At 30.7% G+C, this 15269-nt stretch carries 15 protein-coding genes; all 15 read left to right on the forward strand.

The features are described 5' to 3' along the window. The first annotated feature begins 32 nt into the window (after positions 1 to 32). The 15 genes from HN894_05520 to HN894_05590 all read left to right on the forward strand — a co-directional run bounded on the left by HN894_05520 (position 33) and on the right by HN894_05590 (position 15239). Complete coding sequence (locus HN894_05520; GenBank protein MBT7142777.1) at positions 33 to 437, forward strand: hypothetical protein; 405 nt, start codon at positions 33 to 35, stop codon at positions 435 to 437. Positions 438 to 828: 391 nt separating this feature from the next. Beyond that, positions 829 to 1218, forward strand: a complete 390-nt coding sequence (locus tag HN894_05525; protein MBT7142778.1) for a hypothetical protein — start codon at positions 829 to 831, stop codon at positions 1216 to 1218. A 266-nt stretch (positions 1219 to 1484) separates the two neighbouring features. Beyond that, positions 1485 to 3215 (forward strand): efflux RND transporter periplasmic adaptor subunit, encoded by a 1731-nt coding sequence (locus HN894_05530; GenBank protein ID MBT7142779.1) that lies wholly within the window; start codon positions 1485 to 1487, stop codon positions 3213 to 3215. Positions 3216 to 3260: 45 nt separating this feature from the next. Continuing rightward, positions 3261 to 6353, forward strand: coding sequence for an efflux RND transporter permease subunit (locus HN894_05535; protein MBT7142780.1), 3093 nt, complete (start codon positions 3261 to 3263; stop codon positions 6351 to 6353). 235 nt (positions 6354 to 6588) lie between these two features. Continuing rightward, positions 6589 to 7785, forward strand: coding sequence for a TolC family protein (locus HN894_05540; GenBank protein MBT7142781.1), 1197 nt, complete (start codon positions 6589 to 6591; stop codon positions 7783 to 7785). Between the two features lie 48 nt (positions 7786 to 7833). Next, on the forward strand, positions 7834 to 8388 hold the full coding sequence (locus HN894_05545) for a sigma-70 family RNA polymerase sigma factor (GenBank protein MBT7142782.1): 555 nt from the start codon (positions 7834 to 7836) through the stop codon (positions 8386 to 8388). Positions 8389 to 8391: 3 nt separating this feature from the next. Next, positions 8392 to 8658: a hypothetical protein gene (locus HN894_05550; GenBank protein ID MBT7142783.1), complete on the forward strand. Its 267-nt coding sequence runs from the start codon at positions 8392 to 8394 to the stop codon at positions 8656 to 8658. A 370-nt stretch (positions 8659 to 9028) separates the two neighbouring features. Continuing rightward, a complete protein-coding gene (locus HN894_05555) occupies positions 9029 to 9406 on the forward strand; it encodes a rhodanese-like domain-containing protein (protein ID MBT7142784.1) in 378 nt (125 codons plus the stop codon). Continuing rightward, complete coding sequence (locus tag HN894_05560) at positions 9376 to 9771, forward strand: thioredoxin family protein (GenBank protein ID MBT7142785.1); 396 nt, start codon at positions 9376 to 9378, stop codon at positions 9769 to 9771. Before HN894_05555 ends, HN894_05560 begins: the two co-directional genes overlap by 31 nt. 85 nt (positions 9772 to 9856) lie before the next feature. Continuing rightward, positions 9857 to 10369: a hypothetical protein gene (locus HN894_05565; protein ID MBT7142786.1), complete on the forward strand. Its 513-nt coding sequence runs from the start codon at positions 9857 to 9859 to the stop codon at positions 10367 to 10369. Between the two features lie 118 nt (positions 10370 to 10487). Then, complete coding sequence (locus tag HN894_05570; protein MBT7142787.1) at positions 10488 to 11054, forward strand: YceI family protein; 567 nt, start codon at positions 10488 to 10490, stop codon at positions 11052 to 11054. A gap of 83 nt (positions 11055 to 11137) precedes the next feature. After that, on the forward strand, positions 11138 to 12490 hold the full coding sequence (locus HN894_05575; protein MBT7142788.1) for a hypothetical protein: 1353 nt from the start codon (positions 11138 to 11140) through the stop codon (positions 12488 to 12490). A gap of 32 nt (positions 12491 to 12522) precedes the next feature. Beyond that, on the forward strand, positions 12523 to 13050 hold the full coding sequence (locus HN894_05580; GenBank protein ID MBT7142789.1) for a DUF4833 domain-containing protein: 528 nt from the start codon (positions 12523 to 12525) through the stop codon (positions 13048 to 13050). A 9-nt stretch (positions 13051 to 13059) separates the two neighbouring features. Continuing rightward, entirely contained in the window at positions 13060 to 13758 is a 699-nt protein-coding gene (locus HN894_05585; GenBank protein MBT7142790.1) for a cysteine dioxygenase family protein, read from the forward strand. 74 nt (positions 13759 to 13832) lie between these two features. After that, positions 13833 to 15239, forward strand: a complete 1407-nt coding sequence (locus HN894_05590) for a glutamate decarboxylase (protein ID MBT7142791.1) — start codon at positions 13833 to 13835, stop codon at positions 15237 to 15239. The last annotated feature ends 30 nt before the right edge of the window (positions 15240 to 15269 follow it).

Consider the following 15269-nt stretch of genomic DNA (forward strand, 5'->3'; position numbering starts at 1 on the left):
TTAGTTTTAATATTTATCATAAAATTGCTTAAATGAAAAAGACAATTGTTTTATTGCTGAGTGTTTTTGTTTTAGGCTCTTGCATGAAAGACAAAGAAAACCAGGCACCAACCAATGAGTTGCTTATAGGTGTCTGGACAAATGCTATTTATAAAGATGGTTACTTAAAACTTTCGAAAGCCGATGAACTTGCGGACGATAGTTATGGTTTTACTTTTTTTGAAGACGGAACTTTCCTTGAACAAAAAAATGCTGGTTGGTGCGGAACTCCGCCAGTTTCATATTTGGATTATTACGGAAATTATGAAGTAATGTCTGACTCAATAATTGAAATAGAAGTTGGATATTGGGGGGGCAGAACAACTTTCGATATTTTTATTCGCACACTGAATGATAGCAAAATTGAAATAGAATATAGAAATATTTTATATTTATAACTTAAGTTTCGCACTTCCTAATTTGCAAATAAATAAAGTAATACTTTAGAAGTCCCCCTTTAACAAAACATGCATTATAATATTTTCCTATGAAATCTAAATCAAGGAGGGTACATTTTATAATTCTGAATGATAGCAATTTAGATTAAATATTTATTTTTTCTTGATAAAAAGAAACCAAAATCAAGGCTGCAGAAGATTTTGGGACAATACTAATTTCTCAATCCTCCCCACAAGTAAATGATAGGACAATAAACTGAGCACGACATTTCATAATTGTAGGATGAAAGTAAATTTCCAGAACCTCAAAAAAGATTTAACCAAGTTTAAGTTTGAATTTTGTCCATTATCTTTTTTTTGTATTTTTGCAAAGTGGTTTAAAAATAATTTGATGAACTTTAGAAAACATATTTTATTTTTATTGGTAATTTACTCTATGGTTGTGTTGCACGACCTTGTACCACATCATCATCATTTCGATTTTTATACAGAAGTTGAAGATTGTGAAAACGAGTGTGAAACAAATCATCATTCAGACGAACACGATCATTCAACACCAGATCATTGTCATGCTTTCAACGATATTCAGTTTTATGATAAAAGCAATGTCAGGCATAGCGATATTAAGCAAATATTTGTCTTAGTTTTGTTGAATGAATTTCAATATTTTGTATTAAAAAATGAGACTATACATAAAACTTTAAGGCTATTCGTTTCATATAAACCTCCGGAACTCTTACGGTACTTTCTTCGTGGTCCCCCACAAATTTCAATTCTATAAATTTTTCCTAAGAAATTGATAAATCTTAAATAAAGGAATAATTAACAAGTTTCATATATTTCACTTTTTCTAAGCATATATTTATTGAATAAATCTATTTTGTAAAATATTATTTTTTCAAAATTTAAATAACATTCAGTATTTCTATGTTAAGGAAATAAACTCACTTCCGTGAAATCATGGAGCATTTAAACTTCCTACGATTTAATTTGTCAGTTCGTCTTTTATCAATAGTCGAATATAGAAATTTGAAATTACTTATACATATGAAAATCACAAGATTAATAATAATTGTATCCTTGCTATTTATAAATCTGTCATGCCAGAATAATAAAACTACAACTGACAAACAAAATGGTAACGAGCATTCTAAAAGTAACAGCCACAAACATCCACCAGATGACAATACTAATATTACTTCAAATCATAGCCATGAAAATGAATCAAATCATAATCATGGAAAAGAAACAAAAAGTCAGAAAATTAAATCTAAAATGAATGATTTGTGGGCTGAAGAAATTGGCAGAAAACAAAAGAAAGTAGAAAAACCACAAAATGAATCAAAGCATGATCATTTGCATGAAAATGAGGAAGTAGCCCGATTTTCTCGCAATCTGTTTGGCGAAAAGCTGGAACTGTTTTTTGAAAGCGATGTTCTATTTGTTGGTGAGAAATCGCAGATGATTGTACATATAAATACTTTATCAAACTTTAAACCTATAAAAAATGGCAAATTGACTGTTTCTTTGTCAAATCAGAAATCCAGTTTTAGAATTTCTACCAGCAAACTCTCAAGAGAGGGAATTTTTTCAATTGATATAAAACCTGAAAAAGCCGGATTCTATAAACTTAGTTTTTTGTATGAGAATAAAAATATTTACGAAAGTGTTGAAGTAGAGAATGTTATAGTGTATGCAAATGAACACGATGCCTCAGATCATTCTCAAGAGGCAGAAAATCCGCATGATATTTCTTTCCTTAAGGAACAAATGTGGAAAACCGATTTTGAAACTCAAGAAATTAAGTTGAAAGATTTTTCGCAAAGCATCAATACTATAGGGGAAATATTACCGGCTCAAGGCGAAAAATTTATTATTAGTGCCAATACTAATGGAATAGCATTGTTTTCTGCAAATAATCTGATAGTCGGAAAATCAGTGAAAATAGGGGAGGAATTGTTCATTATTTCAGGCGATGTAATTGGTAATGAAAATATTAATGTAACTTATGAAAAGTTGAAAAATGAATACGAGCAGTGCAAAATCATATATTTAAGGCATGAAAAATTGGCTTTAGAAAAAATTATTTCGAGCGAAACATTAAATGAATCTCGAAAAGAATTAATTTCAGATAGCATTTCTTATTTCAATTTTTTGTCAAACTTCAGTAAAAAAGGAGTCTCAATTAACTCACAAATTTCAGGTTTTGTTCAAAATTTGCTAATTGAAGAAGGGCAATATGTTACCACTGGTCAGCCTCTTGCAGTTGTTTCTGCAAAACAAAAAATGATGATTCGTGCCGATGTTCCTCTTCGAAACTACAATTTGGTTTATAATATTTCCGGGGCTGTTTTCGAATTTCCATATCAAGATAAAACTATTAGTTTAGAGCAACTTAACGGAAAAATTCTATCCATTGGTTCGAGTGTTCAGAAAAATGGAAAGTATATACCGGTTTATTTTGAAGTTGAAAACGATGGCTCTTTCATAGAAAATGCCTTTGTCGAATGTTTTCTAAAAACTGGTATTGTTTCTAATCAGATAGTAATTCCAAAATCAGCCCTTATTGAGGAGCTTGGTACATTCAGTGTATTTATTCAAACAAATGGAGAAAGTTTCGAAAAGCGCGAAATTAAAACTGCTACAAAGGATGGAGAAAATGTTCAGGTTATTAGTGGACTAAATGAAGGAGAGAGAATTGTTACTATTGGGGCAATGCAAATAAAATTGACTTCTCTAAGCACTGGAATGGATAGTCATGCTGGGCATAATCACTAATAAATTGGACACATATAGTAGCCTAAAGCAATTAAAAATAAGATCATGGTAAAAACAATCATAAATTCATCTTTAAAAAATCGTTTACTGGTAATATTTATTTCCGTAATCTTAATTGTTGGCGGAATATATATTTCAACAGATATGGAAATTGACGTATTACCCGATTTGACTGCACCTACTGTGGCCATTTTGGTAGATGCTCATGAATTTGCCCCCGAGGAAGTAGAAAAAATAATTGCGTTACCAATTGAAACATACTTAAATGGAGCAACAAATGTTCGTAGAGTTCGAAGTACTTCTTCAAAAGGAATGTGCATTGTTTGGGTCGAATTTGATTGGGGTACAGATATTTACAGAGCCAGACAAATTGTGAACGAACAATTGTCGGGAATAGTAAACCAATTACCCGAGGGAATTCCTTTTCCGGTTATTGCCCCTCAAACTTCTATTATGGGAGAAATTATGCTGATTTCTCTTACTTCAAATACATTAGATATGACCACTTTACGTAGCATTTCCGATTTGCAGGTAAAACTCAGATTGATGGCTGTGAGAGGTGTTTCACAGATAATTACTATTGGTGGCAAACTCAAACAATATGAAATAATTGCAGATCAGGCAAAAATGCAATATTATGGTGTTTCGCTTGCCGAACTTCAAGAGGCTTGCAGAGGACTCAACCAAAATGTTTCAGGTGGATTTTTTAACGAATATGGTCAGGAATATCTAATAAATACTATCATTAGAACAACAGATACCTCAGAGATTGGAAATTCTGTAGTGAAAATGATTAATAAACAGCCCGTTAAAATAAACGATATTGCAAGAATTACAATTTCTTCAGCTCAAAAGGTTGGAGAAGGATTCTTAAATCGTAATCCTGCAATAATTATGACCGTGCTTAAACAGCCAAATACTAATACTTTAGCTCTAACTGAGGATATTGAAAATGCAATTATTGAACTTCAAAAAACTCTTCCTGAAGGAGTAAATATCAATTCGGATATATTCAGTCAAGCTGATTTTATTTCAACATCAATTAATAATGTTTTACAAGTTTTGATGGAAGGGGCTATTTTTGCCACAATAATATTGTTTTTCTTCCTACTGAATTGGAGAACTACTGTGATATCAATGTTATCTATACCAATTTCACTGATAGTGGCAATTCTAACTCTAAAAATTCTTGGTCTTACTTTGAACACAATGTCGCTTGGCGGAATGGCAATTGCCATTGGGGTGTTGATAGACGATGCCATTGTTGATGTCGAAAATGTGCTTAAACGCCTTAAACAGAACTACAAATTGCCTAAAACAAATCAAAGAAATATATTGGCAGTAATTTTTGATGCTTCCATGGAAATCAGGTCATCAATTATCCATGCAACTTTTATTATTATTGTTGCTTTTGTTCCCTTGTTTTTCCTGTCTGGAATGGAAGGCAGATTGCTTCGTCCTTTGGGAATTACGTTTATAGTTTCGCTGTTTGCTTCGCTTGCTGTTTCGCTAACATTAACTCCGGTATTAAGTAGCTTTTTGTTGATTTCTCATTCACAATTGAAAAGGCCTATTTTGGGAGGGAATAAACTCATAGAAAAACTCAATAATCTGTATGTAAATTCTCTCAGAAAAATGTTTCGTTACCGAATTATATTATTCAGTATTACAAGTGTTTTACTTGGATTTTCGATTTTCATTCTATTAAATTTTGGTCGCAGTTTTTTGCCGGAGTTCGACGAAGGAACCATAACAATTACCAGTGTTACCATGCCAGGAGTTTCGCTTGACGAAAGCAATAAAATTAACAATTTGATTGATGAAGAATTATTAGCACTCGATGAAGTAAATTATGTGAGCCGACGAACCGGCCGGGCAGAATTGAATGAGCATAGTCATGGTGGTACAAATGCCTCAGAAATTGATGTTTCCTATACATTGAAAAACCGCTTGCAAGAAGATTTTATGCAAGACATAAGAAAAAGAGTTCAAAACATTCAGGGAATATCTATTAGCATTGGCCAGCCAATAGGACATCGGATAGATCATATGCTTTCCGGTACACGAGCAAATATTGCCATTAAAGTTTTTGGACCCGATTTGTCGCAGCTTTATGCTATAGCGAATAAGATAAATAATAACATTTCTGATATTGAGGGACTTGTAGATTTAAATGTAGAACAATTGGTTGAAATTCCCCAGATCAAAATTATTCCAAATCGAAATATGTTGGCAAAATATGGTATAACAATAAGCCAATTTACTGATTTTGTAGATATTGCATTTGGAGGGCATGTTGTTTCCCAGGTTTTTGAACAAAATCAAAGTTTCGATTTAGTTCTTCGATTCGACGAAAAAAACAGAAATTCTAAAGCTAATATCGAAAACAGTTTGATTGATACCTACGATGGTCAGAAAATTCCTTTGCATGCTGTGGCTGAAGTGGTTTCCGGAAGTGGTCCTAATGCAATAAATCACGAAAATGTTCAACGAAAAATTGTAGTTTCGGCAAATGTACAAAAGCGAGATGTCCGTAGTGTAGTTAACGATATAAAAAGTATTGTAGAAAATAAAATAGTTCTTCCGCAAAATTTCAGGATTGAATACGGTGGGCAATTCGAAAGTGCACAGAAGGCATCGCGTTTGCTTTTTTACACTTCTTTGTTAGCAATTTTAGTTATATTTTTGATGCTCTTTTCAGAATTTAGAAGTTTTAAATTGGCAGGGATTATTTTATTGAATCTGCCGCTTGCATTGATTGGTGGAATTTTTGCAATACTTTTTTCTTCAAATATTTTAAGTATTCCTGCAATAATTGGATTTATCACACTTTTTGGAATTGCAACCCGAAATGGGATTCTATTAGTTTCGCGTTACGAAAGCCTTCGGAAAAGTGGGAAATCAATATTTTATTGCATAATTAATGGCAGTTCCGAACGACTAAATCCAATACTAATGACTGCATTAACCGCTGCTTTTGCACTTATTCCGCTTGCAATGCGTGGGCATATTGCCGGCAACGAAATTCAAAGCCCAATGGCTGTTGTAATTATTGGAGGATTGCTTTCTTCGGTTCTTCTAAATTTGTATATTATCCCAATAGTTTATTATTTAATTGAAAAAAAGGAGAATAGTTAAATAATTGAAAATTGAACCATTGTACCATTGAATAATTGAAAATTGAACCATTGTACCATTGAATAATTGAACCATTGTACCATTGAATAATTGAACCATTGAATAATTGAAAATTGAACCATTGAATAATTGAAAATTGAACCATTGTACCATTGAATAATTGAAAATTGAACCATTGAATAATTGAATAATTGAACCATTGAATAATTGAAAATATAATATAAAATAATAATCAATGAAAATCAAGATAATAGGCATTATTGCATTAATATTTTTCCAAACGATACAAGTTTTTTCGCAGACAACAATCGAAAATATTTTGCAATCTGTGAAATCGAATAATAAACAATTGGAGGTTTCCAGACAAAATTTAGAAACCATAAAATTGTCCTTAAAAACAGGAATTTACCCAAATAATCCGGAAATTGAATATGCTCACAAGTTTGGCGATATTGCCTCTGGCAATTTGCGAGAACTCAATGTAAGCCAGAGTTTTGATTTTCCTACAGTATATTTTATGCAAAAAAAACTTTCGAATTTATCAGTGAAAAAAGCAGAAAAGCACTACAAATCTGATGAGTTGGAAATTTTGTTCGAAACAAAAAACCTTTGTTTAGAACTTATATATTTAAACAAGAAAAAAAATATTCTGAAAACCCGATTAGAAAATGCCAGGAAAATTCTTTCGATGTTAGAAAGAAAACATAACCTTGGCTCTGCCAACATTTTGGAGGAGAACAAAGCAAAAATACAGATGCTGAATATGCAGACCGAATATGAATTAACGAAAGTCTTATTGCAAAAATCCCTCAAACAACTCATGGTTTTAGATGGAAATAATACAACTGTTTTCAACGATAGCATTTTCGAAACAATTCCTAACGAAATCAATCCCGATAGTCTGAAAAATCAGTGCTTGATTCTCGACCCTAAAATACAAATGCAAAATATAAACAAACAAATTGCAGTGCTCGAAAAACAATTGCAGAAAGCGAAGAGCCTGCCAACATTTGAAATTGGTTATACTTCTGAATTTTCTAAATATGAAAAGTTCCAAGGCTTATTATTTGGATTGTCGGTCCCGATTTGGGAAGACAAAAATACTATAAAACATGCCAGTAGCAATATTGTAAGTACAAATGCCGATTATGAAAATACTATTTTCCAAAAAACTCAGGAGATTGAACAAATTTTCGCCGATTTTTTAAAATATCGTGAACTTTACGATTTATCGGTTTCCATTATTTCTGAAATTGAAAGCGAACGATTGCTGCAAATAGCTTTGGAAGAAGGAGAAATTTCGGCTTTGAAATATTTCTCGGAGATTATGTTTTTTTATCATACATTTGACAATATGTTGATAATTGAAAAAGAATTAAATATGGCTTATTCGAAACTTGTAAAATATATCTTAATAAAATCAAATCAATGAAGATATAATTATCATTTTAAGAATATTGAATATATTAATGAATCAGGCATGAATAATAAATTTTTGGAGGAACTTGTTTCCAAACATTCTGAGGAGCTGTTAAAATGGGCATTTCATAAGACTTCGTCAATCTCAATGGCTGAAGATTTGGTTCAGGATTCATTTTTGGCAGCAGCAGAAAAAATAAGTTCCTTCAAAAAAGAAAGTTCTGCAAAAACCTGGATATTCTCAATTTTAAACCATAAAATTATTGACTTCTATAGAAAAAGAGCAAGTCAGCATATCAGTTTAGAGAATGATTATTTATCAACATTTTTCGATGAGGACGGTAGTTGGTTGCAAGAAAAACTGCCAAAGCAATGGCAAGATGAAGAATCTCATTTGTTGGATAATAAAGATTTTCAAGCTATTTTGGAAAAATGCATGGATGCACTACCTCCAAAATGGAATACTTGTGTTAAATTAAAATACTTATCTGAAAAAAAAGGTCAGGAAATTTGTCAGGAAATTGGAATTAGTCCGACTAATTTTTGGCAAGTTGTACATAGAGCAAAATTGCAATTAAGAGATTGTATTGAAAAAAAATGGAATCAGGATAATTAAGATATGAAAAAAATAATGCACATAATGCTTCTTTCCTGTTTAAAGGCAACCGAATTGATTGAAAAAAAATATCACTTTCATCTTTCAATCATTGAGAAGCTTCAATTAAAAACACATAAAATTATTTGTAAGCCTTGCAACGAATACGATAAACAAAGCAAAATAATTGAAAATAGTATTACTAGGAATCAGAAAAACAAAAGTATGAATTTTGATATTGAGCAATTGAAAAAACAAATTATTACTAAGTTGGAAACACTGGATGTATAATTTGAAGTAATTGGATTTGTTTACGTAAAACACATATAGATAATTTTTTCTTTTTCTTGATAAAAAGACACATTCCGATAGCTATCGGAACAAGGCTACAGATAATTTTGGGATAATACTAATTTCTCAATCCTTCCCACAAGTAAAGTTACCGCAAACCTTATAATGAAAATTTTCACTTTCAGAAAACGACAATTTCATTGTTTACCGGCAATTTACGATTGGTGTTCCCACCAAAATAATTTTGATAAAAATTATATGCGTTGGCCTTTAAACAAATACATAGAGGTTACATAGATCTACATTAATTATTTTGTCAGGTTTTATGTTTCTGACGACTAATTGTAAATAATTTTAAAAATAAATAGTCGTGAGAAGAATTTTTTTAGTAGGAATATTATTTCAGGTATTTCTATCATCATGCGGACAAAGTCCCAAAAATATAAATCAGCTGAGTTCAGAAAAGTTCCATGAATTAATTAGTAGCGATAATTCAATATTGCTCGATGTTAGAACAAAACATGAATTTGAAAACGAGCATCTGAAAAATGCCGAGCAATTGAATTATTATGCAGTGGATTTTAGGCAAAAGATGTTATTACTTCCAAAAAATCAATCCATTTATTTATATTGCAACACTGGATATAGAAGCGAAAAAGCTGCAGAAATACTAATTAAAATTACTATACAAAAGTTTATAATCTGGAGCATGGAATTATGGAATGGAATTTACATAATTTTCCGGTAGTTAGAGAGTCAAAAGCAAAGATCAATGAAAAGAATAAATTTGAACCAGAGCAATTTCAAAATCTGTTAAATTCTGATTCTCTGATATTTATAGACTTTTATGCGCCATGGTGTGCCCCTTGTCGCAAAATGATGCCTATGATTGATAGCCTTCAGATTGAGTATCACAATCGTATTAAAATTGTAAAGATAAATTCTGATGCAAGCAAAAAACTAATTAAGAAATTACAAATTGTTAGTGTTCCATACATGATATTATATCACAAAAAAAATATAATATTCTCAAAAAATGGGACTATAGAAAAAAAAGATTTACAAGCTATTTTTGATTCTCAATTAAGAAAATTAGGTAGTACAGCTCAGTAAAAGAACATACTTTTTTGTAATCTTCAAAAATAAATCAAAATTTTTTGTCAGGAATAAAAATTTCTCCGACTGATAGTTTGAAAATATGAAGTTAGTAATTAAAAATGAAATTATGGTTTTAGGTAAAAAGTTTAGGATTTTTGCAATTGTTGTAGTGGCAGCATTGATTGTTGGAGGAGGAATTGTTTTATATATGTTAAATATGCCTCACAGAAATGTGCAAAATTCCGATACTGATTTTTCTTTATCCTCAACACAATTGGTTTCTGAATATCTTTCAGATACAAAAACTGCAAATAATAAATATTTGGCAGAAGACGGAAATTCTAAAATTTTGGAAGTTTCCGGAACAGTTGCCGAAATTGCCGAAAATTTCAATGGTCAAAAAGTTTTATTATTAAAAGAAAGTTCTGATAAAGCAGGTACAAATTGCATATTTTTGAAAGAATCAATGACAAATGTAAGCAAAGTGAAAATTGGGGAAACAGTAACTGTCAAGGGAGTAATTCGTTCTGGTGCCGCCTATGATGTGGATCTTGAGCTTTATGAGAATGTTATTATAGATAAATGTGATATAATAATACCCACTCGAAAATAGATGGTTTTCTTAGAAGCACTAATTAAAAGAAAGTTGATAAAAATCTAAATTCAAATTTAAAAATTCTATTAAATATCTTAAAGATTAAGTAATTATAAACAAATAAATTATATTGAAAATGAAAAAGTTAAGTATTTTATCGAGCCTGTTTGCAATAGCAGTTGTATTTTTTGCCTTTACTTTACCCGAAAGTAAACTTGTTAGTTCCAAAACACATATTAAATTATTCTCGCATACGGCAGTTGAAGATATTGAAGCGAATAATAATGCTTCTGTAAGTACTTTTAATTTGGAAACCGGCGATATTGTTTTCTCGGTTCCAATGCAAAGTTTTGAATTTGAAAAATCGCTAATGCAAAAGCATTTCAACAGCAAGAAGTTTTTAGAAACAAAAGAATTTCCAAAAGCGAAATTTAAAGCTAAAATAACAAATCTTTCTGAAATAAATTTCTCACAAGATGGAACTTATCCTGCTACAGTAAAAGGCGATATGACAATAAAAGGTGTAACAAAATCTATTTCTGAAAATGGAAAAATAACAATCAGCGGTAACAAAATTGAAATATATAGTAAGTTTAATCTTACGCTTGCCGATTACGAAATCACTTTCGTGAAGGGAAAACCGTCTTCAAACATTGCTAAAACTGTTGAAGTAACTTTACATGCAGAATATCAGGCAAAATAGTAACATAGCAAAATTAGCTAATTAGCGGTTGAAAACTTATAATGAAACGATTTCTAATGGTCAGATAATGATTTAATGTAAACATGGCAAATAATAGGAATAGCAAGTTTTTCGATTATAAGCAGATGATAATAAAAATTACAAATCAAGCCCTTTCAATTTTTAGAATGAGTTTAGGAATCTTGTTTACTTTATTAATCTCCTCAGCTTTTGCACAGAAAGATTCAATAAATGAACAAAAGCCTATAGGAATTATTCCTGCATTTGCCTTCGATACAGATTTGGGAATAAAATACGGAGCTGTATTAAATTATTTTGATTTCAGGACGAAAGGAAAACAAACAGATTATAGTCAATATTTGTATTTAAAGCTTACTAATACAACAAAAAATACAACAAATATTCATGCATTATTCGAAAGTGAAGAAATATTGAAAAATGCAAATACTATAATCGAAATTGGTTATTTTGGAGATAAAAAACTAAATTTTTATGGATTCAATGGAGCTAAAGCATACTACAATGAGGCATTTATTGATCCGGAAAATGAAAACTTCATCAACAAATATTTTTATTCACATGATAGAAAATTGCTCAGCTTAAGGTTTGATATTCAGAGATATATGAAAAACTCCCCTTTAAGAATTCTTAGCGGACTTTCATACAAGTATTTTCATATTTTTCCGGAAGTAGAAAATGGTGCAAGTTATAATCTTCAAAACAATATTTTGGCAAATTACATTAATTGGAAAATCATTGAAGATGAGGAAATTGATGGTGGAAATGTTCTTAATTTAAGGGCAGGAATTATCTACGATACCCGCAATCACAAATGTAATTGTTCAGATGGAATTTGGATGGAAGCAATCTTGCTTTATTCGCCGCCGCTGTTTGGTTCTAATGAATATTTAAAATCTTCTGTTACTTTTCGTTTTTATAAAGATGTTGTAAAGAATTATCTAACATTTAAATTCAGATTTAGTTCTCAAAATACCATTTTCGGTAAACTGCCTTTTTATCAGCTTCCATTTTACACAGACAGCAGAATGAGCCATGACGGATTAGGTGGAGCTTTCAATCTTCGGGGAATATTTAGGAATCGAGTTGTTGCAAATGGATTTATTTTAAGTAATTCTGAGATAATATTTGATGCCTATGAATTTACATTTATAAAACAAAACTGTAATGCTTATTTTTCGATATTTTCTGATTTTGCATATATTACTCAAAATTATGAAATAAACACTTCTTCGGTTCCATTGCAGCAATTAAATTCATTTTTTACAGAAACAAATCATAAACCGATTGCAAGTTATGGGCTTGGCTTTTATTTTATTTATAATGATAATAATGTTATAAGTGTGAACTGGGCAATTTCTAAGGACAAACAATTTGGCCAGAAAGGATTATATGTTGGTTCAGCTATGCTTTTTTAAAAATGCACACAAATTTAGCTTTTACGAAATTGATGAAAAAATATAAGAACAGGACTCTTTTTATTCTGATAATTAGCTTCATTTTGATAAGTTTTACTGCAAAAGAAGAGAATCATGGAATTTCAAAATCTTTATTCAAAATAGAAAGAAGTAAAGATTCTGACGAAATTGTATATGATATTAATCTTACAACTTTTGGTAAGCTAAATACAGAAAATCCTATAAATATTTATTGGATAAAACACACTAATTCAAATAAAATTGAGCCTTTAAGCTGGATTCAAAAAAAATTTTCCTATGGTCTAACATTTTTGGATATTGGAGATAATAAAGCAAAATTCCAATTTGTTTCATATGGATACAGGAATTTTGAAATAAAGAAAAATACTAATGGAGATTTTAAAGTTTTTACTAATTCACAAAATAAAGAAGTTGCCGTAAAGAGAATTTTCATTCAAATAGACGGAGGAACTTTCTGGTTCCCAAATATCACAAAAGTTGAACTACATGCAATAGATATAAAAACCGGAAAAGATTTAATTGAAACAATTGTTCCATAAAACAAAATTATGAATAAAGAATTACCAAATTGTATAAAAGAAATTAGTGCTGAATTAAATAATTTACCTTTTATTAATAATGAATTAGTCTCTGAAATAGTTTCTGAGGCAAATCTTTCCGAAAAAGAACTCAGGGAATATATTTCTTTCGATCACTGCATATCTGAGAGTTATGGAAGAAAGTTAATTGTAGATAATGGGAATTATAAAATTCTGTTAATGTCGTGGCGTGTAGGAGATTTCACAGCAATTCACAACCATGGATATACTGAATGGGGTTGCGTTTATTTTTTTGGAGAAGCTGCACATCGATTGTATGAAACAAATGAGAAAGAAATAAAACTTATTCAAAAAGATAATTTTTATGAAGGTCAGATTGCATCAGTTTGTGGAGATTTAACTCATATGATGGGAAACTCATTTTCAAAGAAGCTCACTACACTTCATATTTATGGATCGAATACCAGAAAAAATAATGTGTCGGAGAATGCGAAAGTTTATATGCCTGAATTCCAGAAGGAAGTTACTACAAAAGGTTCGGCATATCTTAATATGAATAAAAAATTGATGCTTTCAGATAAGCCCTTATTGAACATTTCATTAGACGACTTTATTGATTATTTTACTTTAGTCAGGCCATTTTATGAGTTAAGTAAAAAATATAACGTTATTTCGAAAATGGAAGAACAAATTGCTAAATTGAATTAATTATTTCGATGAATGAAAATCAGAGGTTTGAATTGAATTTTTGATTTATATATTCAAACTTTTAATTAAAAATAATGAATAATCAAAAAATACTCTCAGAATCTTTTGAGAAAATAAAAAACTATCTTAAAAATAATAACAAAATTGAAGAATTGATAGTTAATTTTAAATTTCCAGCAGAATTAAATAAAATAATTGACTTTCCGATAAATCAAATCGGTGTTTCAGAGAATGAATTTTTAGAATTGTTAGACAAATATTTAAATTTTTCTGTTAGAACAGGAAACAAACAGTTTTTAAATCAATTGTATTCAGGTTTTAATTTTCCTGCTTTTATAGGAGAAATTTTCTCAACTCTGGCAAATACTTCTATGTACACCTATGAAGTTGCCCCGGTGGCTACTATGATAGAAACCGAAATGATAAAATTAATGAATAGCTATGCCGGCTATTCCCATGGCGATGGAATTTTTGTAAGTGGCGGCAGCAATGCAAATTTAATCGCCATGTTATCGGCACGCAATAAGGTATTTCCCGAAGGACGATTTGATGGATACGACAGGAATTTGAAACTGAAAATATTTGTAAACGAGCAAGCTCATTATTCTTTTGAAACGGCTGCAAATATTTTAGGAATTGGTGCGAAAAATGTAATCAAAGTGAAAGCTGACGAAAACGGAAGATTGATTCCATCGGAGCTCGAAAGAGAAATTAAGGACTCAGTCAATCGGGGCGAGAAACCTTTTTTTGCAGTAGCTACATGTGCCACAACTTTATTGGGAGCTTATGATCCCATTGATGAGATGGCTGATATTTGCGAGAAATATGGCGTTTGGTTACATGCCGATGGTTCGTTTGGAGGTTCAATAATTCTAAGCAAGGAGCATCGCTATCTGGTAAAAGGTATTGAGAAAACTGATTCTTTTGCATGGAATCCGCACAAACTTATGAATATTCCTTTGATTTGTTCTGTAATTCTTGTCAAAAGACATGGAAGCTTACAGCACAATATTACTGATATTAATGCAGATTATATTTTTCATGATATAGATATGATTGAAGATTTGGGGAAAAAATCTATTCAGTGTGGTCGCAAAGTCGATGCTGTAAAATTATGGTTTGCATGGAAATATTTTGGATTGGAAGGATACAAAAATAGAATTGACAATTTGATTGAAATGGCAAAATATGCAGAAAAGAAAGTGATTGAAAACACAAAATTAGAACTAATTGTTCCACGTCAATCATTTTCTGTATGCTTTCGGTATATTCCTGAAATTAATACAGATAGCAATGAATTCAATCTTAAATTGCGGGAGTCTTTACGAAAAAGCGGAAAATCTATTGTCAATTTTGGATACATTGGAGATAGCTTAACAATACGGCTAATAGCCGCAAACGCTGAACTTAATAAATCTGATATTGATTTATTTTTTAATAACTTGATTGATGAAGCAGAATTAATAATTAGTGGCACTTAGAAACTTCCAATTTCTGCGTTATGCTTAGCT

The organism is Bacteroidota bacterium (assembly GCA_018692315.1).
Taxonomy (GTDB): Bacteria; Bacteroidota; Bacteroidia; order Bacteroidales; family JABHKC01; genus JABHKC01.

Bases quoted from the DNA above. Each gene is read 5' to 3' on its own strand.
- HN894_05585 (MBT7142790.1), top strand. From the start codon at position 13,060: ATGAATAAAGAATTACCAAATTGTATAAAAGAAATTAGTGCTGAATTA.
- HN894_05580 (MBT7142789.1), top strand. From the start codon at position 12,523: ATGAAAAAATATAAGAACAGGACTCTTTTTATTCTGATAATTAGCTTC.
- HN894_05520 (MBT7142777.1), top strand. From the start codon at position 33: ATGAAAAAGACAATTGTTTTATTGCTGAGTGTTTTTGTTTTAGGCTCT.
- HN894_05525 (MBT7142778.1), top strand. From the start codon at position 829: ATGAACTTTAGAAAACATATTTTATTTTTATTGGTAATTTACTCTATG.
- HN894_05545 (MBT7142782.1), top strand. From the start codon at position 7,834: ATGAATAATAAATTTTTGGAGGAACTTGTTTCCAAACATTCTGAGGAG.
- HN894_05540 (MBT7142781.1), top strand. From the start codon at position 6,589: ATGAAAATCAAGATAATAGGCATTATTGCATTAATATTTTTCCAAACG.
- HN894_05590 (MBT7142791.1), top strand. From the start codon at position 13,833: ATGAATAATCAAAAAATACTCTCAGAATCTTTTGAGAAAATAAAAAAC.
- HN894_05570 (MBT7142787.1), top strand. From the start codon at position 10,488: ATGAAAAAGTTAAGTATTTTATCGAGCCTGTTTGCAATAGCAGTTGTA.
- HN894_05550 (MBT7142783.1), top strand. From the start codon at position 8,392: ATGAAAAAAATAATGCACATAATGCTTCTTTCCTGTTTAAAGGCAACC.
- HN894_05535 (MBT7142780.1), top strand. From the start codon at position 3,261: ATGGTAAAAACAATCATAAATTCATCTTTAAAAAATCGTTTACTGGTA.
- HN894_05575 (MBT7142788.1), top strand. From the start codon at position 11,138: ATGGCAAATAATAGGAATAGCAAGTTTTTCGATTATAAGCAGATGATA.
- HN894_05560 (MBT7142785.1), top strand. From the start codon at position 9,376: ATGGAATGGAATTTACATAATTTTCCGGTAGTTAGAGAGTCAAAAGCA.
- HN894_05530 (MBT7142779.1), top strand. From the start codon at position 1,485: ATGAAAATCACAAGATTAATAATAATTGTATCCTTGCTATTTATAAAT.
- HN894_05565 (MBT7142786.1), top strand. From the start codon at position 9,857: ATGAAGTTAGTAATTAAAAATGAAATTATGGTTTTAGGTAAAAAGTTT.